Source organism: Streptomyces sp. GL_141 (assembly GCF_057834385.1).
Map to the genome: position 1 here is coordinate 3,983,697 of NZ_CM174402.1, position 22,459 is coordinate 4,006,155.

General features: G+C 70.9%; 25 protein-coding genes. 10 read left to right on the top strand and 15 right to left on the bottom strand.

All coding sequences use genetic code 11. From position 1 onward, the window contains the following. Positions 1-48: 48 nt before the first annotated feature. The 3 genes from AC3IX6_RS17340 to AC3IX6_RS17350 all read right to left on the bottom strand — a co-directional run bounded on the left by AC3IX6_RS17340 (position 49) and on the right by AC3IX6_RS17350 (position 2,180). Positions 49-798 (bottom strand): GntR family transcriptional regulator, encoded by a 750-nt coding sequence (locus tag AC3IX6_RS17340; RefSeq protein WP_489371017.1) that lies wholly within the window; start codon positions 796-798, stop codon positions 49-51. A 154-nt stretch (positions 799-952) separates the two neighbouring features. Next, positions 953-1,447 carry a hypothetical protein gene (locus AC3IX6_RS17345; protein ID WP_489371018.1) on the bottom strand — a complete coding sequence of 165 codons (495 nt, stop codon included), beginning with the start codon at positions 1,445-1,447 and terminating at the stop codon, positions 953-955. Positions 1,448-1,544: 97 nt separating this feature from the next. Beyond that, positions 1,545-2,180, bottom strand: a complete 636-nt coding sequence (locus AC3IX6_RS17350; RefSeq protein ID WP_489371019.1) for a TetR/AcrR family transcriptional regulator — start codon at positions 2,178-2,180, stop codon at positions 1,545-1,547. Positions 2,181-2,305: 125 nt separating this feature from the next. Between AC3IX6_RS17350 and AC3IX6_RS17355 the strand changes: the two genes are divergently transcribed. Next, positions 2,306-3,187, top strand: a complete 882-nt coding sequence (locus AC3IX6_RS17355) for an NAD(P)-dependent oxidoreductase (protein WP_489371020.1) — start codon at positions 2,306-2,308, stop codon at positions 3,185-3,187. A 49-nt stretch (positions 3,188-3,236) separates the two neighbouring features. Here the strand turns inward: AC3IX6_RS17355 and AC3IX6_RS17360 are convergent, their stop codons facing one another. Continuing rightward, a complete protein-coding gene (locus AC3IX6_RS17360) occupies positions 3,237-3,914 on the bottom strand; it encodes a hypothetical protein (RefSeq protein WP_489371021.1) in 678 nt (225 codons plus the stop codon). A 243-nt stretch (positions 3,915-4,157) separates the two neighbouring features. Here AC3IX6_RS17360 and AC3IX6_RS17365 point away from each other — a divergent pair, with 243 nt between their 5' ends. Together AC3IX6_RS17365 and AC3IX6_RS17370 are read left to right on the top strand one after the other, a co-directional pair. Further along, the gene (locus AC3IX6_RS17365; RefSeq protein WP_489371022.1) at positions 4,158-5,912 is read left to right on the top strand and encodes a recombinase family protein; all 1,755 of its coding nucleotides are present in this window, start codon (positions 4,158-4,160) and stop codon (positions 5,910-5,912) included. 105 nt (positions 5,913-6,017) lie between these two features. Continuing rightward, the gene (locus AC3IX6_RS17370; RefSeq protein WP_489371023.1) at positions 6,018-7,040 is read left to right on the top strand and encodes a hypothetical protein; all 1,023 of its coding nucleotides are present in this window, start codon (positions 6,018-6,020) and stop codon (positions 7,038-7,040) included. A 150-nt stretch (positions 7,041-7,190) separates the two neighbouring features. On the opposite strand, the gene AC3IX6_RS17375 is transcribed toward AC3IX6_RS17370, so the two are convergent. From AC3IX6_RS17375 to AC3IX6_RS17385, 3 genes are all read right to left on the bottom strand, one after another. Then, positions 7,191-8,165, bottom strand: coding sequence for a pirin family protein (locus tag AC3IX6_RS17375; protein ID WP_489371024.1), 975 nt, complete (start codon positions 8,163-8,165; stop codon positions 7,191-7,193). A 133-nt stretch (positions 8,166-8,298) separates the two neighbouring features. Then, positions 8,299-8,463, bottom strand: coding sequence for a hypothetical protein (locus AC3IX6_RS17380; protein WP_489371025.1), 165 nt, complete (start codon positions 8,461-8,463; stop codon positions 8,299-8,301). 157 nt (positions 8,464-8,620) lie between these two features. Continuing rightward, a complete protein-coding gene (locus tag AC3IX6_RS17385; RefSeq protein WP_489371026.1) occupies positions 8,621-8,980 on the bottom strand; it encodes a hypothetical protein in 360 nt (119 codons plus the stop codon). A gap of 494 nt (positions 8,981-9,474) precedes the next feature. Here AC3IX6_RS17385 and AC3IX6_RS17390 point away from each other — a divergent pair, with 494 nt between their 5' ends. Continuing rightward, positions 9,475-9,636 carry a hypothetical protein gene (locus AC3IX6_RS17390; RefSeq protein ID WP_489371027.1) on the top strand — a complete coding sequence of 54 codons (162 nt, stop codon included), beginning with the start codon at positions 9,475-9,477 and terminating at the stop codon, positions 9,634-9,636. A gap of 4 nt (positions 9,637-9,640) precedes the next feature. Here AC3IX6_RS17390 and AC3IX6_RS17395 read toward each other — a convergent pair whose 3' ends face one another. Genes AC3IX6_RS17395 through AC3IX6_RS17410 form a run of 4 tightly spaced genes read right to left on the bottom strand, consistent with a single transcriptional unit; the run spans position 9,641 to position 12,172 of the window. Beyond that, on the bottom strand, positions 9,641-10,600 hold the full coding sequence (locus tag AC3IX6_RS17395) for an ArsR/SmtB family transcription factor (RefSeq protein ID WP_489371028.1): 960 nt from the start codon (positions 10,598-10,600) through the stop codon (positions 9,641-9,643). A 23-nt stretch (positions 10,601-10,623) separates the two neighbouring features. After that, complete coding sequence (locus AC3IX6_RS17400) at positions 10,624-11,088, bottom strand: SseB family protein (RefSeq protein WP_327305567.1); 465 nt, start codon at positions 11,086-11,088, stop codon at positions 10,624-10,626. A gap of 48 nt (positions 11,089-11,136) precedes the next feature. Next, a complete protein-coding gene (locus AC3IX6_RS17405; protein WP_489371029.1) occupies positions 11,137-11,340 on the bottom strand; it encodes a DUF397 domain-containing protein in 204 nt (67 codons plus the stop codon). After that, positions 11,321-12,172, bottom strand: coding sequence for a helix-turn-helix domain-containing protein (locus AC3IX6_RS17410; protein ID WP_489371030.1), 852 nt, complete (start codon positions 12,170-12,172; stop codon positions 11,321-11,323). The genes AC3IX6_RS17405 and AC3IX6_RS17410 overlap by 20 nt, the downstream gene beginning before the upstream one ends. A 114-nt stretch (positions 12,173-12,286) precedes the next feature. Here AC3IX6_RS17410 and AC3IX6_RS17415 point away from each other — a divergent pair, with 114 nt between their 5' ends. The 5 genes from AC3IX6_RS17415 to AC3IX6_RS17435 all read left to right on the top strand — a co-directional run bounded on the left by AC3IX6_RS17415 (position 12,287) and on the right by AC3IX6_RS17435 (position 17,123). Then, on the top strand, positions 12,287-12,493 hold the full coding sequence (locus AC3IX6_RS17415) for a hypothetical protein (RefSeq protein ID WP_489371031.1): 207 nt from the start codon (positions 12,287-12,289) through the stop codon (positions 12,491-12,493). After that, positions 12,490-12,900 carry an ATP-binding protein gene (locus AC3IX6_RS17420; protein WP_489371032.1) on the top strand — a complete coding sequence of 137 codons (411 nt, stop codon included), beginning with the start codon at positions 12,490-12,492 and terminating at the stop codon, positions 12,898-12,900. The genes AC3IX6_RS17415 and AC3IX6_RS17420 overlap by 4 nt, the downstream gene beginning before the upstream one ends. Before the next feature lie 67 nt (positions 12,901-12,967). Further along, positions 12,968-14,794, top strand: coding sequence for an acyl-CoA dehydrogenase (locus AC3IX6_RS17425; protein WP_489371478.1), 1,827 nt, complete (start codon positions 12,968-12,970; stop codon positions 14,792-14,794). A gap of 189 nt (positions 14,795-14,983) precedes the next feature. Next, positions 14,984-15,727: a hypothetical protein gene (locus AC3IX6_RS17430; protein WP_489371033.1), complete on the top strand. Its 744-nt coding sequence runs from the start codon at positions 14,984-14,986 to the stop codon at positions 15,725-15,727. A gap of 97 nt (positions 15,728-15,824) precedes the next feature. Beyond that, positions 15,825-17,123 carry a M18 family aminopeptidase gene (locus AC3IX6_RS17435; RefSeq protein WP_489371034.1) on the top strand — a complete coding sequence of 433 codons (1,299 nt, stop codon included), beginning with the start codon at positions 15,825-15,827 and terminating at the stop codon, positions 17,121-17,123. 78 nt (positions 17,124-17,201) lie between these two features. On the opposite strand, the gene AC3IX6_RS17440 is transcribed toward AC3IX6_RS17435, so the two are convergent. From AC3IX6_RS17440 to AC3IX6_RS17455, 4 genes are all read right to left on the bottom strand, one after another. Beyond that, positions 17,202-19,043, bottom strand: a complete 1,842-nt coding sequence (locus AC3IX6_RS17440) for an NHL domain-containing thioredoxin family protein (RefSeq protein WP_489371035.1) — start codon at positions 19,041-19,043, stop codon at positions 17,202-17,204. 84 nt (positions 19,044-19,127) lie between these two features. Continuing rightward, entirely contained in the window at positions 19,128-20,051 is a 924-nt protein-coding gene (locus AC3IX6_RS17445; RefSeq protein ID WP_489371036.1) for a serine hydrolase, read from the bottom strand. Positions 20,052-20,276: 225 nt separating this feature from the next. Beyond that, on the bottom strand, positions 20,277-21,164 hold the full coding sequence (locus AC3IX6_RS17450) for a hypothetical protein (RefSeq protein WP_489371037.1): 888 nt from the start codon (positions 21,162-21,164) through the stop codon (positions 20,277-20,279). Continuing rightward, the gene (locus tag AC3IX6_RS17455) at positions 21,161-21,682 is read right to left on the bottom strand and encodes a SigE family RNA polymerase sigma factor (protein WP_489371038.1); all 522 of its coding nucleotides are present in this window, start codon (positions 21,680-21,682) and stop codon (positions 21,161-21,163) included. Before AC3IX6_RS17455 ends, AC3IX6_RS17450 begins: the two co-directional genes overlap by 4 nt. Positions 21,683-21,994: 312 nt before the next feature. Between AC3IX6_RS17455 and AC3IX6_RS17460 the strand changes: the two genes are divergently transcribed. Then, positions 21,995-22,453, top strand: a complete 459-nt coding sequence (locus AC3IX6_RS17460) for an SCO4225 family membrane protein (RefSeq protein WP_489371479.1) — start codon at positions 21,995-21,997, stop codon at positions 22,451-22,453. Positions 22,454-22,459 lie beyond the last annotated feature (6 nt).

The window sequence follows — 22,459 nt, forward strand, 5'->3', positions numbered from 1 at the left end:
GCCGGGGGTCCCGCGCCCCGTCCCACGGGCTCCGGGTCCCGACCCCCCTCAGCCGAGGGTGAGCCGCACCTCGTAGCGGTCGGCCCGGTACGTCTCCCGGCTGTCGGCACACGGCAGGCCGGCGGAGTCGAGCGACAGCCGCCGCGTGTTCAGCACGGGCGAGGGGCCGGTCAGGTCGAGCAGCCGCTTCTGCCCGGCGTCGGCGAGGGCCGCGCGGGCCGTGTACCGGGCGCCGACGGGTACGTGACCCGCGGCGGCCAGCAGTCCGAAGAGGGACGCGGTGGTGAAGTCCGCCCCGGCGACGGCCGGGGCCACGGCGAGCGGGACGAGGTCGTGCGAGACGCACACCGGCAGGCCGTCCAGGAACCGCACCCGGCGCAGCTCGAACAGCTCGGTCCTGGTGGCGATCTGGAACCGCTCGGCCTCCTCGGAGGCGGCCGGGCGGGTACGGGCGCTGAGGACCCGGGCGGTGACGGCCCGCCCCAGGCTCCGGTTCAGGTCGGCAAAACCGACCAGGGCGGCCGTGTCCGGGGAGTGGCTGAAGCCCACCCGCTTCACCCGCCAGCCGCGCCGCTCGGAGGATTCGACCAGCCCCTCCTCGCCGAGCTCCTTCAGGGTCCGGCGCAGGGTGGAGCGGCTGATGCCGAGCCGCTCGCACAGGTACCGCTCGGAGGGCAGCCGCTGCTCCGGGGCGAGGGCGCCGGCCGCGATGGCGTGCGCCAGCGCCTGCTTGGCCAGGACGTACGGCGGCTGGGCGCCGTCGGGCGCCACGGGGCGGAACTCGGGCTCTACGGGCATGACTGCCTCCCACTCTGCCGGGACGCGCGGGGCCCGGGGCGGCACCACGCCGGGGGGTGGCACCGCGCCGGGGGGTGGGTTGGCACCGCGCCGGGGGGTGGCACCGCGCCGGGGGGTGGCACCATGCCGGGGCCGGCACCGCGCCGGGGCGCGCCTACGCCCTGGGGCGGCGGAACCAGGCCGCGCTCTCCTTCTTCAGGCAGCAGGACAGGACGACGGCGGTGAAGGCCAAGCTCGGCCCGGACGACCCGTCTCCGGAGACCAGCCCGAACAGGGCGTTCGCACCGATGAGTGCCGCGATCACGATGGCGGCGACACGGACGCCGTTCCCGCCCTTGCGGAACTTGAGGCCGATCACCAGGCAGGCGACGGCCGTGAGCAGGGTGACCAGACCGACGACCAGGAGGGCCCCGGCGGTGAGCCCCGCCTCGCCGGTCTCGTCCGCGATCGTCCCGGCAAAGGTGAGCACGAGGACGGAGAGCCCGATCACGATGTTCAGACCCGCCCCGGCGAACAGAGCGATCCGCGCGGCCTTCACCGCCTTCGGCATCTCCTGCGGGGCGTACGCGCCGCCGGCCCCCACGGGGTACGGGGCGGGGGCGGGGGCGGGGTGCGTCGCGGGGTGGGGCGGCGGCGGTTCGGTGTTCAACTCGGGCTCTTTCGCTGGTCTGATCGGTTGTGCGCGTATGCCACGGATAAGACAACAGGCTCCGGCCGCCGCCCTCGCCCGCCGAAGGTCCTGATGATCAGTCCGATCGCCCCTGCGCGGTTTCGGAGGCGTACGAGGAGACCAGGCGCGCGAGGTGCCGGCCCGCCAGGAGGAGCGGGGCCCGGTCCCGGGTGACCTGGGAGGTCATCTCGGCACCCTCCAGGGTGTTGATCACGGTGACCGCCAGCTCGCGCGCCTCCGCTTCCGGGTGGCCGCAGGCCAGGAGCTTCGCGGCGACGAGCTCCTGCCAGTTCGCGAAGGCCTGGGCGCAGGCCGCCTGGAGCTCCGGGAGGCGGCCGACCGACTCCAGGGCCGTGGTCGTCACGGGGCAGCCGTCGCGCCAGTCGGATGCTTCGAGCGCCTCGGCGAGCAGCTCCGTGACGACCTCCATGGCGCGCGCCGGGTCCGCGTGGACGGACAGCCCGGAGCGGAGCATCTCGGCGAACTCCTCGTCGCCGAAGTGGATCGCGGCGACCGCGAGCTCCTGCTTGCCTCCGGGGAAGAAGTGGTACAGCGAGCCGAGGGTGGCTTCCGCCTCGCGGACGAGCTGCTTGACCGGCGTGTTCTCGTACCCGCCGTGCTGGAGCAGGCGCGAGGCCGTGCGGACCAGCCGCTCCCGCGTCCCGAGCCCGTCCGCCGCCACTGCCGCCGTCTTCACCTCTGCTGCTGCCATGAACGGAACCCTACCCTCGGATCTAGATAGAGCGTTCGTTCTAGTGCGTGTTACGTTCATTCCGAGCGCTGGATAGAGCGTTCGTTCTAGAGAACCGCAGGCATCGACCCGAGGAGAGCTCTGCCATGAACCAGCTCACGAACCAGGCCCCCCAGCAGGTCACCGTCATCGGACTCGGCCCCATGGGCCGCGCCATGGCCGCCGCCTACCTGGACGCCGGGTACGAGGTCACCGTCTGGAACCGCAGCCCCGGCAAGGACACCGAGCTCGTGGCCCGCGGTGCGCGGCGGGCCGGCAGCGCCGCCGAGGCGGTCGCGGCGAGCGGGCTGACCGTGCTCAGCCTCATCGACGTGGACGCCATGTACACGGCCCTCGGCGACGCCGACCTGGGCGGCCGGGTCCTGGCCAACCTGTCCTCCGACGTACCCGACAAGGCCCGGGCGGCCGCCCGCTGGGCGCAGGGGCGCGGGGCCTCGTACCTCACGGGCGGGGTGAACGTACCGCCCACCGGCATCGGCCAGGAGGGGTCGTCGATGTTCGTCAGCGGACCCGAGGACGTCTACGCCGCCCACCGCGCGGCGCTCGACGTGCTCGCCGCCACCGACTACCGGGGCGCCGACGCCGGGTACGCGCAGCTCTACTACCAGCTCAACATGATCATGTTCTGGACCGCGTACACCGGCTGGTACCAGGCCCTCGCCGTGGCGCGGGCCAACGGGCTGACGGCCGCGGACATCGTGCCGTACGCCGGCTACACCGCCGACACCATGCGCGGCTTCTACGAGGGCGGCGCGCCTCTGATCGACGCGGACGCGCACGAGGGCACGTACGAGCGCCTCGCCATGTGCGCGGCGAGCGTGGAGCACATCCTCCACACCGCCGCCGACTCCGGCGTCGACACCGGGATCCTGACGGCGCACGCCGACCTGTACCGCCGCGGAGTCGCCGCGGGCTTCGGCGCCGACAGCAGCTCCCGGCTGATCCAGGTCCTGGGCGCCGGCGCCTGAGGGGCGGGCGGCTGAGGGGCCGGCGGCTGAGGGACTGCCGCCCGCCGTCCTAGCCTGCGGCTACCTGGAACTCGATGGTCTTGGTTCCCGTCTGACCCCATTCGGTGGTGATGTCGGCCTGCAACGTGTAGGTGCCGACTTCCCGGAGGCTGTCGTCGAAGTTGAAGAGGGTCACGCTCGGCGGCCGGCAACGGCCGCTGGTGTGGAGCTGGACCACCTCGCCACCGCGTTTGAGCGTCCACTGCACGTAGCAGTTGGTGTCCAGGCGACCCGTGGTGTCGTAGACCTCGGTGTTGGCGCCGGGCGTGGACCGGGTCCGCCAGACGTTCGGCCCGATCTTGCCGCTCGTCCCCATCACGATGCGTACGGTCAAGGGGCCGGTGTGCTGCGGGGAGGGACGCGGGGGAGGCGCGGAGGGCGAGTTCACCGGCTGCGAGTTCTTGGACCCGGACCCGGGCCGCCGCTCCGGCGCGGTGGTCTCGTCGGGCCCGGACGGTTCCGTCTCCCGCGCGGGAGGCGGCACGCGGGTGGCGCTGCCGGCGTCGGGCGACGCCGGGTCGCTCGGGCGCGACGAGGGCTGCGCCGGGGGCTGTGCGGAGGCCGGGGGCGGCGGGGTGTCCGGGGCCGTCAGCTCCTTGACGGCGACCAGTACGCCGAGAAGGGTGCCGATGAGGGCGACGATGACGACCAAGGGGTGATCAGCCAGACTCTTCTGTCCACCGCTCAACGAGATTCCCTCCCCTGACCCCGCTCCGTACCGCCGGGGTGACCTCGTGGGCTGCCGACCCTAGCGGCTCCCGGACCACCCCTGCGGGCGAATGCCGACGCTGCGCCGTGCCGGCTCAGGCGTCGGCGCGGCCCGGCGCGCTACGCCTCGCTTGCGGCAACAGCCATACCACAGTGAGGGGGTGCGAGTATCCCTTTGGGTAAAGCCAATTGGGGGGCTAATAGACCCTCCTACAGTCGCCCCATGAAAAGGCCGGGAGTGGTGACCGGCATGGACGTCCATGCCGGGGTCTACGGGCGTCAGTCCGCAGGGCGGGCCAACAAGTCCGAGGTCAGTACGGTCACGCAGCGCGCGGCGGGCGTCGCCGAGGCGAAGCGTCGCGGCGCCGTCAGCATCACCGAGTACGAGGACCTCGGCATATCCGCGTTCACGGGCGACGAGCGCCCGGGCTACAACCAGTTGATCAAAGACTGCCATGAGGGCCGGATAAATCTGATCACCGTCTACTACATCAGCCGTCTGTCACGGATGGATCCCCTGGACGCCATCCCCGTCGTCACAGAGCTGCTCAACCTCGGCGTAACGATCGTGAGTTTCACCGAGGGCGAGTTCCGCAAGGGCAATCTGATGGACCTGATCCATCTGATCCTGCGGCTCGACGCAGCCCACAGTGAGAGCAAGAACAAGAGCGACGCCGTACGGGCCGCCAAAAAGGCAGCAGCCGAACTCGGCGGCTACCTGGGCGGCAAACCACCGTACGGCTTCCGCATGGTCCCGGTCACACGCCTGACCTCCGAACGCAGGCCCATCGTCATTCAGGTGCTGGAGCACGATCCCGACGAGGTGCCGGTGATCCAGGACATGTGGGCGCGGATCAAGAAGCACAGGGACACGCCGTACATGCCGGGAGCCGGGCGTCGGCACCCGGGATCGCTGACGGGCATCTGCGCCCAGATGACCGCCGACGGGGTACCGACCAAGGGGCAGAAGGTCGGCAAGAAGACGAGGGAAAGCGTCTGGGACCCGAAGACGGCCATGCGCATCCTGCGCGACCCGCGCATCGCGGGCTACGCCGCGACCCCGGTCTACAAGCGGCACGAAGACGGCAGGCTGACGAGCACGATCGAGCGCTACCGCATCGAGCGTGACCCCGAGAGCATGGAGCCAGTCGCTGCTTACCCGCCGATCGTCCCGCCCCACGAGTGGCACGAACTCCAGGAGTGGCTCGGCAGCCGGGGCCAGGGCAAGGGCCTGTCACGCGGGCACGCCGTCCTCTCGGCCATGGACGTCCTGTTCTGCGACTGCGATTCCGCCATGACATCGCACCGAGCGACCGCCCCGGCCAAGGCCTCGTACCGGTGCCGCCGCAGGAAGGCCCTTCCGGGTCAGCACGAAGGCGAGTGCACCATCAGCATGAAGGCCCTGGACCTCTACGTGGCCCGCCGGATCTTTCATCTCCTCCAGAGTGCCGAGGACGACCCTGAGTCCGCGATCATCCTCGCCGAGGCCGCACGCCGGTACGCGTCACAGACGGAGCGGCCCGAGGTTCTGGGCGAACGCCGCAGCCTTGTCTCCGAGCGCGCCGAGGCCAAGCACGCGCTGGAGGAGCTGTACGACCGCGATGAGGCCGGTGACTACGACGACACGGTCGGCCGGCGGCGGTTCCGCGAGCACCGCGATCGGCTCCTGGGCCGCATGGAGCGGGCGGAGACGCGTCTCACCGAGCTGGGGGCGACGGCGACGCCCACGCTCCCGATCCATCTGTGGCTTCCGGCCGGTACGGAAGACGTGCACCCGGTAGGCGAAGGGTCGTGGTGGGAGGCCGCGACGACCCAGGAGCGCCGGAACTTCGTAAAGCTGTTCGTCCGCCGGATCACGGTCACCAAGGCTCTCGGCGCGGGAAGGTCCACTCCGGTCGAGCAGCGCGCGACGGTCGAGTTCGTACGCCTGCAGCAGACCGAGGAGGAAGCAATCGAAGTGATCGGTCGAACCCGATGACTGCGAACGCCTCATGCAGTTAGCACGTCACAAAGCACCACCCAACTCCCCTACCAGTCAAGGAAATCTGCGACCTCTGTCAGTGCCATGCGTCAGGATCTCTCCATGAACATCGACTGGGATCATGCAGCCGCCATTCAGCGGTCGGTGATCGGCGGTGCACTCCTGGCCGCGATTGTGGTGTCGATCTACCGAATCCTCGCGTGGATCGCCCGCCGGATCCGGCCGCTGCAGGTGCGGTGGGCGGCCTGGAACTCCAAAGTTGCGGAGAACGACCTGGCGTCGACAGTCGCGGCTCTCCAGCATCTTGGCCTGGGGAACCTACCGATTCAGTCGTTCCGTGAGACAGGTCAAAAGACCGCAGGAAGCGTCAAACTTCGCTACTGGCTACTGACTTTCCTGGTCGGTGTCGGTATCGGAGACCTCCTCATGGCAGTGATCAAGACGATTGAGACGCGGCAGGTGCAGCCGAGCCTGCAGCCCTCAGCACTCATACTCGCTGCCGTGACCCTGCCCTTGCTGATGTGGGCAGCCCGGCGCAACAAGGTCATCGCGGGATACAGGTTGATGCTCTCGATCATGGCTGCCATAGAGGCCTGTGACGCTGCGGCACGCTCGGACACGAGTGGCAGGCCCCAAGCCCTCCGGCATCTGGACGACACGTGCTCCACGGTGCGACGCTCGCTTCTGCGCGTCCACCAGATCACGAGCAGTGTCGGCCGCGGGTCCCCCCGACAGCGGAACGCGAAGAACCACGCCTCCCTCGTCGTAGCCAAACTACAGCTGGCCGAGGCACAAGTGGACGCGAAGGGCGACGGTGGGCTCAGCAGCCTGGCTGCACTTCTGGCGAAGATCGGAAACAGCTTCGCAGAGGGGAGAGTCACCACCCTCCTCCCTGAGCAGGACCTGCGCGACACCACCCCGGTGGCAAATCGGGAAGGGCTTCGGCTAGCAACTGTGGTCGTCGCTGCTGCGGGGGCATTGTGCGCTGGGGTGCTCTTGGGGCTTCCAGCGGGTGTCGATGTCGTCCTGGCCGGCACTGCCGCCGTGCTGGCCGCGATGCTGGCGTACGGGCCCCGGGCTGCCGTGGCCAAGGCAAGCGAAATCATGGGCATCCTGCGGCAGTAGCGACCCCCCTCACCTCGGCAGGCCAGCCGGCAGCGGAGCAACCGCCCCACCACCCGCGATCCCCTAACGCCAGGCCGTGGCCCCACAGCAAGCGGCACGAACCCTGGCCCGATCCGGGCAGGGCTCGTCCGCACGCATCTTCTGCGACTTCTACAGTCCGCCCTCGGACATCCCGTGCACGGCCGGGATCGTACCGAGCCGTCCCTTCTGGAAGTCCTCGAACGCCTGCTGAAGCTCTTCCTTGGTGTTCATGACGAACGGGCCGTAATGAGCCATCGGCTCACGGATCGGCTGCCCGCCGAGGAGGACGACCTCGAAGTCCGGCGTGTGGGAATCCTGCTTCTCGTCCGCGCGGACGGTAAGTGAACCTCCGGCACCGAAAACCGCGGTCTGCCCCAGCTGGATCGGACGGCGCTCTGCACCGACCGAGCCCTTGCCCGCCAGCACGTACGCCAGCCCGTTGAAGTCCTCCCGCCACGGCAGTGTGACCTCCGCACCCGCCGCCACCGTCGCGTGGATCATCGTGATCGGCGTATGGGTGACGCCGGGACCGGCGTGCCCGTCCAGTTCACCGGCGATCACGCGCAGCAGCGCGCCTCCGTCGGGCGTGGTCAGCAGTTGGACGTTGCCGCCGCGGATGTCCTGGTAACGCGGCGCCATCATCTTGTCCTTCGCCGGCAGGTTCACCCACAGCTGGAGACCGTGGAAGAGACCGCCGGACACGACGAGATGCTCCGGCGGCGCCTCGATGTGGAGAAGGCCCGAGCCGGCGGTCATCCACTGGGTGTCCCCGTTGGTGATGGTCCCGCCACCGCCATTGGAGTCCTGGTGGTCGAAGATCCCGTCGATGATGTATGTGACGGTCTCGAAGCCGCGGTGCGGGTGCCACGGGGTCCCTTTCGGCTCCCCCGGCTGATACTCCACCTCGCCCATCTGGTCCATCATGATGAACGGGTCGAGGTACTGGTAGTTGATCCCGGCGAACGCACGGCGCACCGGGAACCCCTCGCCCTCGAAGCCGCCCGGGGCGGTCGTGACGGCCAGCACCTTGCGGGCGGTCGTCTCCTGGGCCGGCTCCCCGACGCGCGGGAGCGTCAACGGGTTCTCCACAGTCACTGCAGGCATGGTCGGAACCTCCTTCTGGCGTCGAGTTTAGTTGAAACCCGAACTTTCTGCCACCCGACAGAACAGAGAAGACCCCGGGGGAATTCCCCCGGGGTCTCAGGCTCCCTCGACTACGCGCTCGGCGCGCGGCCCGTCAGTCGCAGGAGGGGTGGAACCGGCACCAGTGGGCCGGCGCCGCCTCGGCCGGCGCCGCGGCGAGGACGCCCACGCCCATGGTCAGGGCCACGGTCGCCATGACGGCGGCCGCCTTCGCACGAAGTCCGGCACGCGTGGCCGAAGTCTTACGGGTACGCATCATGACTGGCTCCTCAGGTCGAAGTCCGGATCGGGATCGGGATCGGGATTGAGATCGAGCGGGGTCGTGGGGGACCCCCCGTGCGTCCCCCACAGCACCGGTGTTCGGGAGTCGCGGCCGCCGGCCGCGATCCTTTCGAGCAGGGCCGAGGGCCGAGGGCCTACGGCTCGATCGAGACCGAGTTGTACGGGGTCATGTTCAGCACGACCCCCGGCCCCGGCCACACGCCGTCGCAGTCGGTGCCGTTGGTGTTGTGGCACAGCCAGATCTTCCAGTCGCGGGTCTGACTGTTCACGATCAGGTGGCGGCCCTCGTAGCCGTAGATCTTGTAGACGCCCTTGACCTTCCACATCTGGCGGATACCGGTGGACTCGGTCTCGCCCCAGTAGATGCAGGCGTAGTAGGTCGGGCAGCTGCTCGCCGCCTGCGCCGGCGATGCCGCCAGGACCCCCGTACCCAGCGCCATCACCCCCGTGGCCGCCACTGCCGCGAGCTTCGTGCGTAAGGACGTACGTGCCATCACAGTCCCCCTGTCGGTCGGTGCGGGTTTCCCCCCCGCAGCACTGATATTCGGGACTCGCGGCCGCCGCCGCGATCCTTTCGGGTACCGCCGAAACCTGGGGAGATTGGTCATGCCCGGGACAACCAGAGGCCCCGGACGGGCGTCTTCATGATCGACATCAACGATGCGTACGGACCGACGCACGCCGCACGCCGCACGCCGCACGACAGGAGCCCGATCAGTGACCACCCCGACGAACGAGGCCGACGGCGCGCAGGCCGGCGCGGTGGCGGGCACCGCGCCCGGGAACCCGCGGGCCGTGCTCACCGCACTGGGCTGGTCCGCCGCCGTCACGGCCACGGTCGTGGCCCTCGGGTACGCCTCCTACCGCTGGGCGGCCACCGTCAGCCCGCTGGAACCGCTCCCCGGCTCTCCGTGGCCCTACCTCGCCACCTGGGGCGTCCTCTGCCTGGCCTGCTGCCTGCTGCTGCGCTGGTCGACGGGGTTCGAGGGTGGACGGCGCCGCCCAGGCGGTCGGCGCCGTGGCCTTCGCGGGCATCCGCACCTCCCTGGCCCACCGCCCCGACCCCGCCCTCCTGTGGGCGTACGGCGCCCTTGCCGTCGCGCTGATCGCGGCGGCCGCGGTCTTCTGGCGGCTGCGCCACCGCTCCTGAAAGCTCAGCCGCCGCTGTGCAGGAGGTCCACGCCCAGCGCCGTCGCCGAGTGCAGGACCGCCTTGCCGTCGCGCGCCGTGGTGATCAGGCCGGCCGCGCGCAGGGTGCGGGTGTGCTCCGAGACCGACGGGAGGCTGATGTCGAGGTCGCGGGCCAGCTCGGAGGTGGTCCGCTGCTCGATCAGCAGCTGGAGGACGGCGGCCCGGGTCCGCCCCAGCAGCGCGTCCAGCGCGCCTTCCGCCCGGTCCGGGGACACCAGCGGCAGGGGGGTCAGCGCCGGGTAGAGGAGTACGTACGTCCCGTCGGGGTGGTCGTCCAGCAGCGGGCGGCCCGTCCAGAACGGCGAGGGCATCAGTACGAGTCCGCGCCCGCCGAGCCGGACCTCGTAGTCCGGCGGCCGGTCCACCTCGAAGACCAGGCCCGACCAGTCGGCCGCGGCGTGCGTGCTGGCCAGGCAGGCCTTGATCCCGTGCGCGGCCAGCAGCCGGGTCCGCCAGGCCACGTCCGCCTGGAAGGACTGCCGGATGCGCGGCCACTGCGGGGCGATGAGCACGTCGTACGAGGACCGGATCGCGGAGTCGAGCTGGTCCCAGGCCTCCCGGTCCTGCCCCCACAGGGCACGCAGCCAGGACGGGGACCCGGGCGCACGGGTGGCGGCGCGTGCCAGCCCCTCCGGCGTGAGGAAGGGGACCCGGTCCCGGATGACGCTGAGGCCCTCCTCCAGGCTCCGCGCGTACGGCTCCACGAAGTGGGGATTGTCGCCGTCGGGCCGGAGCAGGTCGAAAAGCGGCCGCACCCGCCCCGGCAGCTCCCGCGCGGCAAGGCTCCGCCAACGGCCGAAAACCGCCTGCTGATCCGTACGCTGCGCGGCGACGAGCGCGAGCGCCAGCTCCACCAGGGGCAGGGGCTCGCTCGCGAAGGTGACGTTGAGCAGGTCCTCGGCCTCGAAGTGCACGCGCAGCATGTGAACCCCCGGGCCTCGTGTGCCTAGCCGTACATGCGGCGCATGGCGAAGTCGACCATCTGCTCGACCGCCTTCGCGTCGAAGACCATCCGGTGGTCGCCCTCCATGTCGAGGACGAAGCCGTAGCCGGTGGGCAGCAGGTCGATCACCTCGGCGCCGGTGATCACGAAGTACTTGGACTCCTTGCCGGCGTACCGGCGCAGCTCCTTGAGCGTGGTGAACATGGGAATGACCGGCTGCTGCGTGTTGTGCAGCGCGAGGAAACCCGGGGTGTCGCCGCGCGGGCAGTAGACCTTCGAGGAGGCGAAGATCTGCTGGAAGTCCTCGGCGGACAGCGACCCGGTCGTGAAGGCGCGTACCGCGTCCGCGAGGGAGGGCGGCGAGGGCTCGGGGTACAGCGGCGGCTGTTGCTGCTGCGCGTAGCCCTGCTGGGGCTGGGCGTAGCCGCCCTGCTGCCCCGCGCTCACGTTCTGGTCGTAGCCGTACATGGCCCGAAGCCTACCGAGGCGGTGGCCCGCGGGTGCGTCTAGTTCCGGTCAGTGGGACTTCAGCCCGGTAACGAAGCCCGCCCACGCGGTGGCCCCGATCATGACCACGGGCCCGGAGCGCCACTTGGTGTCCCGAACGGGGACGAGCCCGATCACGCCGTCCGCGACCTCGACGCAGTCGCCCCCGTCACCGTTGGAATAGGTACTCGTCCTCCAGACGGCGTTACTCAAGTCAGTCCCGCTGTGTGCCATTTCGGAGGTCCTCGGCTGTCGATTCGATCAGGTCGAGGGACGCCTCGGACGGCAGTGCGGCGGCCCTGAGCCGATCGTATGCCTTCCGATATCGCTTCACGATGGCCGGATCATCGATGACTTGCCCGGAGTACGGGCCTTCGGTGTACATGATCGGCGGCTCGTCGTCGAACTCCATGAGCTTGATCGACTGCGCCATGAACGGGCTCACGGGTGCGTTCCACGGAAGGATCTGTGGAACGACCCGGCGGCGCCGGGCCAGTGCCGCCACGTGGTCCAACTGTTCGGCCATCTCCCGGGGCGGAAGCAACGGGCTACGGAGCAACGGCTCGTGCAGGATCACCCAGTACTCCGGCCGCTGAGGATCCTCGAAGAGCCGCCCCCGACTCAGTCGGTTCCGGACCCTCCTGTCCACCTCCTCCGGCAGGTCCAGCGGGTGCGTGGTGTTCGCGATCGCGCGGGTGTAGGGCCCTGTGTGCAGCAGTCCGGGGAGGATCGCATTGGCCCAGTCCTCGATGGACCGCGCCCGTTTCTCGGCTTCGGCGACCGGCGCGAAGTACTCGGCATGCCCATCCAGGCGGGCCTTGCGGACGTCCTCGCAGCTCCGCGAGAAGAAGCCGTCGGTCTTCAGGAACTGGTCCACGTGCCGTGCCAGGTCCTCCGGCATGCGCCGCTGCCCCCGCTCGATCTCGCTCAGGTAGCTGACGCCGTAGAACGACCCCTCAACCACCTGCTGGAGCGTGTACCCCGCCGCCTCCCGCTTCCAGCGCAGCTCCTTGCCATAAAAGGCCGGCACGCTCGCCGACCCGTCAATGTCCTTACGTGCGGCCACGACCCCCGCTTTCCACACATCGCGCTGTGGACTCGAAACGCTTCCCAAGCTACGCCGGACCGCGCCAGCCTGTGAGCAGTTCGTCACTCCCCGCTGCGAAAGGCCGGCTCCGTCATGAGCGACCACCCCCACGACCACGAGGCGACCCAGGCCCTGGACAACCTCCGCTCCGCGCTCTCCGCGCACGGGATCGTGCTCCCCTCCCTCGATCTCCACCTCCTCTCCTACGCCGGGCGGTACACGAGCCCACCCCTCATCGCCCTCGGCAACTGCAACCCCGCCACCGCCCAGCGCCTCGCCGACGCCCTGGCCACCCCATGAACAGCGACCTCACGCTGCGCCTCCTGGTCACCCCCGGTGCGATCCCCCTGGCCCGCCACGCCGTCCGGGAGCACCTGGGGGGCCACCCGGACGCCGAGCTCTGCGTCAGCGAGCTGCTCACCAACACCCTCGCCCACCTGGGCACCGGCACGGCCGTCACGCTGCGGGTCATCGGAAGGGCAGCCCGTACGCGGGTCGAGCTCACCGACCCCGACCCGCGCGCATGGCCCGTACGGCGGGAAGCAACGGGAGACGACGAATCCGGGCGGGGTCTAGCCCTGCTCGACGCGCTCGCGCTGCAATGGGGGGTCATCCAGGGGCCCGGGAGCAAGACCGTCTGGTGCGAGCTCGAACTTGACCCTGGTCACAGTCGCCACGGAAGGGTTGCTCTTATTACCGGTGGGTAGCATCATTACGTTACCGATTGGTATGCACGAGGAACCACTCTCACCGAGCCTTAACGGAGCCGTCGCCATGGGGCACTACAAGTCGAATCTCCGCGACATCGAGTTCAACCTCTTCGAGGTACTCGGCCGCGACAACGTGTACGGCACTGGCCCGTTCGGTGAGATGGACACCGAGACCGCCAAGACGATCCTCAGCGAGATCGCCAAGCTCTCGGAGAACGAGCTGGCCGCCTCCTTCGAGGACGCCGACCGCAACCCGCCGGTCTTCGACCCGGCGACGAACACCGCGCCCGTCCCGGCGTCCTTCAAGAAGAGCTACAAGGCCTTCATGGACTCCGAGTACTGGCGCCTGGGCCTGCCCGAGGAGATCGGCGGCACCACCTCGCCCCGCTCCCTGATCTGGGCCTTCGCCGAGACGATCCTGGGCGCGAACCCGGCCGTGTGGATGTACTCCTCCGGCCCGGCGTTCGCCGGCGTCCTCTTCGAAGAGGGCAACGAGGTCCAGAAGAAGATCGCCGCGCTCGCGGTCGAGAAGCGCTGGGGCTCCACCATGGTCCTCACCGAGCCGGACGCCGGCTCGGACGTCGGCGCGGGCCGCACCAAGGCGGTCCAGCAGGACGACGGCTCCTGGCACATCGAGGGCGTGAAGCGCTTCATCACCTCGGGCGAGCACGACATGGAGGAGAACATCCTCCACTACGTCCTCGCGCGCCCCGAGGGCCACGGCGCGGGCACGAAGGGGCTGTCCCTCTTCCTCGTCCCGAAGTTCCACTTCGACTGGGAGACCGGCGAGCTGGGCGAGCGCAACGGCGTCTACGCGACGAACGTCGAGCACAAGATGGGCCTCAAGGCCTCCAACACGTGCGAGATGACCTTCGGCGACCAGCACCCCGCCAAGGGCTGGCTGATCGGTGACAAGCACGACGGCATCCGCCAGATGTTCATGATCATCGAGTTCGCCCGGATGATGGTCGGCACGAAGGCCATCGCGACCCTGTCGACCGGCTACCTGAACGCCCTGGAGTACGCCAAGGAGCGCGTGCAGGGTCCGGACCTGGCCAACTTCATGGACAAGACGGCCCCCAAGGTCACCATCACGCACCACCCCGACGTGCGCCGCTCGCTCATGACGCAGAAGGCGTACGCCGAGGGCATGCGCGCGCTGGTGCTCTACACGGCCTCCGTGCAGGACGAGATCCAGGTCAAGCAGGCCGCCGGCGAGGACACCGCGTCCCTGGTCGGGCTGAACGACCTGCTGCTGCCGATCGTGAAGGGCTACGGCTCCGAGAAGTCCTACGAGCAGCTCGCGCAGTCGCTCCAGACCTTCGGCGGCTCGGGCTACCTGCAGGAATACCCGATCGAGCAGTACATCCGCGACGCCAAGATCGACACCCTCTACGAGGGCACCACGGCGATCCAGGGCCAGGACTTCTTCTTCCGGAAGATCGTCCGCGACCAGGGTGCCGCGCTGAACGTCCTCACCGAGACGATCAAGAAGTTCCTGGCCGAGGGCGACGGCGGCGAGGACCTGGCCCCGGCCCGCGACGCGCTCGCCAAGGCGGCCGTCGACCTGGAGGCCATCGTCGGCCAGATGGTCGTCGACCTCACCGCCACCGGCGAGGACGTCAAGAACATCTACAAGGTCGGCCAGAACACCACCCGCCTGCTGATGGCCTCCGGTGACGTGGTCGTCGGCTACCTGCTCCTCAAGGGCGCGGCCGTGGCCGCCGAGAAGCTGCCGGCCGCCTCCGCCAAGGACGTGCCGTTCTACACCGGCAAGATCGCGGCGGCGAAGTTCTTCGCCGGCGAGGTCCTCCCGGGCGTCGCGGTGGCCCGCGCGCTCGCCGAGGCCGTCGACAACACCCTGATGGAGCTCGACGAGGCCGCCTTCTAGGCCCGTAGCCCTCCCTCCCCAGCTGTACGCGGTGTACGTACGCGCAGTCGGCCGGGTCCTCCGCACGGGGGCCCGGCCGTCGGCGTGCGCGCGGAGGCGGCCTTCCCGCACGGCCCCCTCCAGAACCCCGCACCGCCTGTGGGCTGCGGGGTTCCCGGGATGTCGGTGGTTCGTGGGACGCTCGTGGGTATGAGTCCACAGGAGCAGCAGCGCGGCAGCAGGGGGTACTCGGTCCCGACCGGGCGCCCCTATGCCCTCAAGGAGCTGCAGTCCGCCGTGGGCAGCCTCGGAGACCACCTCAAGGAGCTCTACGAGGGCGCCCACCCCACCGAGTACGAATCGGTGGCCGACGCCCTCTACACCGCCTTCCAGACGGCCGCCGGGCTCGCCCCGGCCAAGAGCTACACCGGCTGTGCGGAGCACCCCAACGGCGCGCTGGACCCCGAGGCGCCCGACGGCTGGGGGCGCTGCCTGATCTGCAACGACCGGCGCCGCCTCGGACTGCGCGCGCAGGGCGCCCGGGCCGCGTCCGCCGCCACCCCGCCCGTCGGCGAGCAGCGGCGGCTCGGCTATCCCGTGCCCGACCCCCCGTACACGCTCCAGGCGCTGCAGACCCGCCTGCGCACGGTCGAGGAGCGGCGCTTCCACCTGAGCCTGTCCTCGCCCCCCGACGACTTCGTCGCGATGGCCGACGACCTGCACCGGGCCTTCATCGTGGCCCGCGAGCTGTCCCGGCCGCGCAACGCCTCCGGCTGCTCCGAGCACCCCGGCGCACCCATCGATCCCGACGCCCCTCCCGGTGAGGCCTGTATCTTCTGCGCCGGACGCAAGAGGCGCGCGCAGCGCTCCGCGCAGACCCCGGAGATGCTCCCGCGCATCCGCCGGGGCGAGCGCAGACAGCTGCAGCGCCGCTTCGACCGTCCGCCGGGCTGACAAGCCCGGGGGCCCGGGCCACACCCCCTCGGCCCCTTCTCCGGCTATCCGCCGCAGTCCGGCCATGACGAACACGACCGTCGTTAAGGTGACCCACATGAGCTCTCCCGCCGCCGCCCGCTTCGACCGCGGCCACACCGACGACCTGATGACCTTCCTGGCGGCGAGTCCGTCGCAGTACCACGCCGTGGCCAACGCGGCCGAGCGGCTGGAGAAGGCCGGATTCAGGCAGTTGGCCGAGACCGACGCGTGGGACGCGAGCACGGGCGGCAAGTTCGTACTCCGCGGGGGCGCGATCATCGCCTGGTACGTGCCCGAGGGCGCGGCCGCGCACACCCCCTTCCGGATCATCGGCGCGCACACCGACTCCCCCAACCTCCGGGTCAAGCCGCTGCCCGACACCGGCGCCCAGGGCTGGCGGCAGATCGCCGTGGAGATCTACGGCGGCACCCTGCTCAACACCTGGCTCGACCGCGACCTGGGCCTGGCCGGACGGTTGACCCTCCTCGACGGCACCGAACGGCTCGTCAACATCGACCGTGCGCTGATGCGCGTACCCCAACTCGCCGTGCACCTGGACCGGTCGGTGAACACCGACGGGCTCAAGCTGGACAAGCAGCGGCACATGCAGCCGATCTGGGGTCTCGGCGACGTCCACGAGGGCGACCTGATCGCGTTCCTGGAGGACGAGGAAGAACTGGAGCGCGGCTCCGTCGCCGGATGGGACCTGATGGTCCATTCGATCGAGCCCCCGGCCTACCTGGGCCGCGACCGCGAGCTCCTCGCGGGCCCGCGCATGGACAACCTGCTCTCCGTCCACGCGGGCGTCGCCGCCCTGGCGGCGGCCTCCACCGCCGCCAACCTCGACCACATCCCCGTCCTGGCCGCCTTCGACCACGAGGAGAACGGCTCGCAGTCGGACACCGGCGCGGACGGGCCCCTGCTGGGCAACGTGCTGGAACGTTCAGTCTTCTCGCGCGGCGGCTCCTACGAGGACCGCGCGCGGGCCTTCGCCGGCGCGATCTGCCTCTCCTCGGACACCGGCCACGCCGTGCACCCCAACTACGCGGAGCGGCACGACCCCTCGCACCACCCGCGCGCCAACGGCGGCCCGATCCTGAAGGTCAACGTCAACCAGCGCTACGCGACCGACGGCAGCGGCCGCGCGGTCTTCGTGAACGCCTGCGAACGCGCCGACGTCCCGTGGCAGACCTTCGTCTCCAACAACTCGATGCCCTGCGGCACCACGATCGGCCCGATCACCGCGGCCCGGCACGGCATCCAGACCGTCGACATCGGCGTGGCCATCCTGTCGATGCACAGCGCCCGCGAACTGTGCGGCGCGGACGACCCGTACCTCCTGGCCAACGTCATGCTGGCGTTCCTGGAGAACTGACGCTCCGACGGCAGGCAGTCGCGACCGTGCCCGCCGGGGGATCTCCCCCGGCGGGCACGGTCGCGTTTCCCCTACGGCTCAGTCGTCCATCCCCGCCAGCACCAGGGGCAGTCGGGTCGCGCCGCCCGCGGTGATGCTCAGCGGTACGCCCCAGTCCTGCTGGTGGACGTGGCAGGCCGGGTACTCGTTCTCGGGGTCGTCGTCGCAGGACGCGGCCATCGCGGAGACGTGCAGGACGCCCTCGGTCAGCTCCGGGTTCAGCGCGAGCTCCCGGAAGAGGTCCGTGCCGGCGCCGTCGCCCGCCGTCAGGAGCTCGGGCGGGGTCGAGGAGACCAGCAGCCGGGTCGAGGGGCCGTAGCGGGTGTCGAGCTTCTGGCCGCTCGGCGCCTGGAAGACGATGTCGAGCCGGAGCGTGCCGGGGGCCACCTCGGTGGCGGCCCGCCGGGTGCGGTGGGCAACCGCGTCGACCCGTACGGCCTCCTCCGGAAGCCGCAGCCGGGTCAGCCGGTGCCGGGCCGACTCCACCACCACGATGTCGTCACCGGCGAGCACCGCGTCGCTGGGCTCGCGCAGGTCGGTCGCCAGCGTGGTGACCTGCCCGGTGGACGGGTCGTAGCGGCGCAGGGCGTGGTTGTACGTGTCGCACACCGCGACCGACCCGTCGGGCAGCGCGGTGACGCCGAGCGGGTGCTGGAGCAGCGCCTGGGCGGCGTCGCCGTCCCGGTGGCCGAAGTCGAAGAGGCCGCTGCCGACGGCGGTACGGATGGCGTAGCCGCCCTCCCCGTCGGGCTCGACGTACCGCAGGGCGCTGGTCTCGGAGTCGGCGATCCACAGCCGGTCCTCCGTGGCCGCGAGCCCGGACGGCTGCGCGAACCAGGCCTCGGCGGCCGGGCCGTCGTGCAGCCCCTCGTTGGTCGTGCCGGCGGCGACCTCCACGGTGTCGCTCTCCGGGTCCCAGGTCCACAGCTGGTGGACGCCCGCCATCGCGATCCACACCCGGCCCTGCCACCAGGCCACGTCCCACGGCGAGGACAGGTCGACCTCCAGGGCCGGCCCGGAGGTCGGGGACCCCTGCCACCACTGCCGCCCGGTCCCGGCGACGGTCTCCACGGCCCCGGTCGCGGGGTCGAAGCGGCGCAGCGCGTGATTGACGGTGTCGGCGACGATGACGGACCCGTCGGGGAGGAGGGCCAGCCCCTGCGGCTCGCTGAAGGCGTCCGGCCCGAAGCCGCGCTCCCCGCCGCCGATGCGCCGTACGACGCCCTCCCCGTCGGGCTCCAGCTCCACCAGCTGGTGCCGGGTCGTGTCGGAGACGAGCAGGTTCCCGGACGGCAGCACGAGCGCCTTCCCGGGGAACCGCAGGTCACCCGCCACCGGCTCGGGCGCCACGTACGGCCCGTCCCCGCGCCGCAGCGTCCCCTTGGCCTCGTGCTCGGCCTCCAGCTCCTCCACGAGCTTGGCGATGGCGTGCGCGTGCCCCTCCCCGGCGTGCTGCGCGACGACGTACCCCTCGGGGTCGATCACCACGAGCGTGGGCCAGGCGCGGACGGCGTACTGCTTCCAGGTCGCGAGCTCGGGATCGTCGAGCACGGGGTGGTGCACCCCGTACCGCTCGACGGCGTCGACGACGGCGGAGTGCTCGGCCTCGTGCACGAACTTCGGCGAGTGCACCCCGACGATCACGACGGTGTCGCGGTGCTTCTCCTCCAGCTCGCGCAACTCGTCGAGCACGTGGAGGCAGTTCACACAGCAGAAGGTCCAAAAATCGAGGATCGTGACACGTCCTCGCAGGTCGGCGAGGGTGAGGTCCTTCCCGCCGGTGTTGAGCCAGCCTCCCTTGCCGATCAGCTCGGGGGCACGGACACGGGCACGTCGGCGGGGCGCGGGCGCGGGGGTGAGCGCCGGGGCGGCATCGTTCATGCTTCAAGCTTGCCATCCTGCGGAGACCGGGCTTCAGGGTGTGCTTCAGCGTGTGGGCGACGTCAGGGCTTCGTCAGGGCTTCGTCAGGGCGTCGTCAGGGCTTCGGTCGCGGTCTTCGCGGCTCGCTCTATGAGGGCGGTGCCGGTTTCGCGCGTGGGCTGGCCTTCGGTGAGGACGGCGATCAGCAGGCTGTGGCCTTCGTGCTCGACGAGGCCGATGCTGTTCACGGCCCATCGCGCGGGCGTGCCGACCGGGAGCCAGCCGTTCTTGAGCACGGGCCGGTCGCCGGGGGCTCCCGCTGCGCCGACGCCCCAGTTCTGGCCGGCTGCGATGTCGCCCATGAGGGTGCGGACGTACGCCCGGGATGCGGCGGTCAGCGGGGAGTTCTCGGTGAACACGGCCTTCAGGAGCGTGATTTGGTCGCCGACCGTGGTGCGGGTCAGTCCCCAGGGGACCCGCTGGCCCGCGTGGGCCGGGGTGAGGCCGAGGCGTGCGTTGGCCGCGTCCAGGCCCTGGCGCCGGCCGATGGCGGTCCAGAGCTCCTGGGCCGCGTCGTTGTCGCTGACGCGGATCATGTCGGAGGCCAGCCGTCGCTGGGCGGGGGTGAGGCTGCCGCCGCGGTCCTGGGTCCGGAGCAGCAGGGCGGCCAGGATGTCGACCTTGATGATGCTCGCGGAGACGAAGGCCTCGGTGGACGGGCCGTAGGCGGCCGCGCGGCCCGAGGTGAGGTCCTCGACGGCGAGCGCGTACCGGCCCTGGTGCGCTCCGAGCCCGTCGAGCGCGCGGCGCACGGCCTGCTCCGGGGTCGCCGTGCCCGTGGGGGCGGGGCCCGGCGGGGGCGGCGGCGTGCCGGGGGTGGGCGTGGCCGCCGGGGCCGTCGGGGCTACCGCCGTGGGCAGGGGGCGGGGCGGCGCGGCTTCGGCGAGACCCGGGGTCGGGATCAGGAGGTGGGCACCCAGGGCGGCGCCCATGAGGAGGGGGAGGAGCAAGGCGGTCCGGTGCTTCATTCGGGCACTCGCTTTCGGATGTCCGGGCACGCGGACATCGCCCCGCGGCGCGTCAGGGCGATCAGGGCATGCCGGAGCGAGCCGTGGCGTGTCGGGGTGTGCGGGGTGCGGCGGGGCCGGTCAGGGGCTCCGGACGCGCCGCCGTGCGGGCGCGGTCCGGTGTCGTCCCCTGCCGGCGGCCGCTACCGCCGGTGCGGCCGGCTCAGCGGCCGCCGGTCGTGCGGCTCATCCGCCGCAGGATCGGGCGATCTTCTCGTTCTCGTCGATCTCGATCGGGAAGCCGGAGGCGCCGCCGAGCTGCACGGTCCATCCGTGGGTGACGGTTCCGGACGAGGGGTTGTCGGCGAGCCAGAAGGGGGGTGTGGTGAAGGAGCAGGTGGCGGCGGACGGGCCCTGGCTGGATCGAAGGTGCGCGGTCACGAACTGCGTCCCGAGCGTCTCCAGCGCCGTGGAGTCACCGGACTTGGTCGCCGTCACCAGTCCGCCGTAGAAACCGGACACCGTCGGGTCGCCGCCCTTGCCGCCTCCGGTGTTCGTCGTGCAGGTCACGTCGACCACTTTCCCCGTGGTCGCGTCGAAGGTGAGGGAAGGGCTCCGGTCGAGCGGTTCGGTCCCCTGGTACAGCAGGGCCTGACCCGCCACCAGCACGCCGTCGACCGCGGCACCGCAGGTCACACCGAGCGAGTCGGTACCCCAAATGCGGTGGTACGTGGGCTCGTTGGCGAACAGTGCCGCCACCTCGGCCGGATCCACCTGGGAGCGGGTGGCCGGGTTTTGGTAGCGCAGCGCGGAGAGGAACAGGGTGTTCGTCGCCCGGGCCGGGTCGACCCGGGGCGGTTTGGCGGGCAGGGAGGGGGAGGGAGGCATCTCGGCCGTCGGCGCGGTCGCCGCCGGGGCGGGCCCCGAGGTGCGGTCCTGCCCCTCTTGGACGACGAAGCCGGCGCCGAGGGCCACCATCACCGCGGCCGCCGCCGCACCCGTCTGAAGGCGCCGCCGACTGCGCTTGCGCACCGACCCGATGAGGCCGTCCACGTCGTAGCTGCGCGGCGGTTCCTGTCCTGCCCGGTCGAGCATGGCCGCGGCCAGCTCCTCCTCCAGGTCGAAGTCCTTCATGCCGCCCCTTCCGAACCCGCGCGCAGCGCCTGTGTACCGACGGTCGACCGGAGCTTCGACAGCCCCCGGGCCACCTGGGACCGGACCGAGCCGGCCGAGATGTTCATCAAGCGGCCGATCTCCGCGTCGTCGAGGTCTTCGAAGTACCGCAGCACCAGCACGGTGCGCATGCCGACCGGCAGGGACTGCAGTTCGCGCATCAGCTCGTCGCGGACCACGAGCCCTTTGTACGGATCGACGTGCCCGCCCCCGATGCCGTCGTCCAGGGAGACCTCCGCACGGCCGCGCAGCTTGCGCCAGCGGTCGTTCGCGAGGTTCACCAGGATCCGGCGCGCGTAGGCCTCCGGTGCGTCGGCGGAGCGGACCTTGCGCCAGTGCCGGCACACCTGCTCCAGCGTGGACTGCACGAGGTCGTCGGCCACGTGCCGTTCTCCGGTGATCAGCAGGGCGGTCCTGAACAGTGCCGAGGACCGTGCCTGCACGAAGGCCGTGAAGGCAGGAACGTCAGCGGTTCGCATGGCCACCCGGCCCGTGCCTCTTGCGCATCTCCACCCCTCCCGAAGCCCCGTTGGGCTCCCCCGACCTACCTGACGGAGCCCGCCCCCCGACTGCTGCACGCGGCCCCCGACCGTGACCCAAGCGTTATCCGACGGGCCCCGCCAGTGCCGTGCGCACGCCCCGGCGCCCTCCGCCTGCACGGCTCTGACCAGGTACGCAGTGCGGCACAGGATGAGTAGGCGTACTCAGGTGGCGGGACCCGGCAGCTTCGAGACTGGCAACAGAGCGAACGAAGCGGAACGCAGAGCGCAGAACGGGAAACGGTGAACGTCATGGTGCGGCGCTGGTCGAAGGCTGAGATGTGGGTGCCCGGCACGTACCTGGCGCTGGTGGTCGCGATGCTGGTCTTCATTGCGGTCGGCAGCCGCACCGGGGACATCGGTTTCTTCGGGGTCTGGCCGATCATGGCCACGGCGCCGGTCAGCCTCATCCTGCTGATGTCCTTCGGACCCGGCGCGGACGCCCTGGAGGAGTCCGCCCCGGTCGTGGGGCCCACGTACAGCGGCTCGGAGCCGCCGCCCGAGCCGCTGCCCACGGAGCTCGTACCGGACGCCCCGCGCCCCTCCGACTGGGTGGCACCGGACACGTCCGTCGACCCCAAGCTCGACATCTGGCCCGAACTCGGCTTCTACGGCCTGATCCTCTTCAGCGCCCTCGTCAACGCCGCGGCGATCTGGGCCCTGCTCCGCTACGTGGCACGGCAGCGCACCGCCAGGGGTGCGCGGGGATAGGGCCTG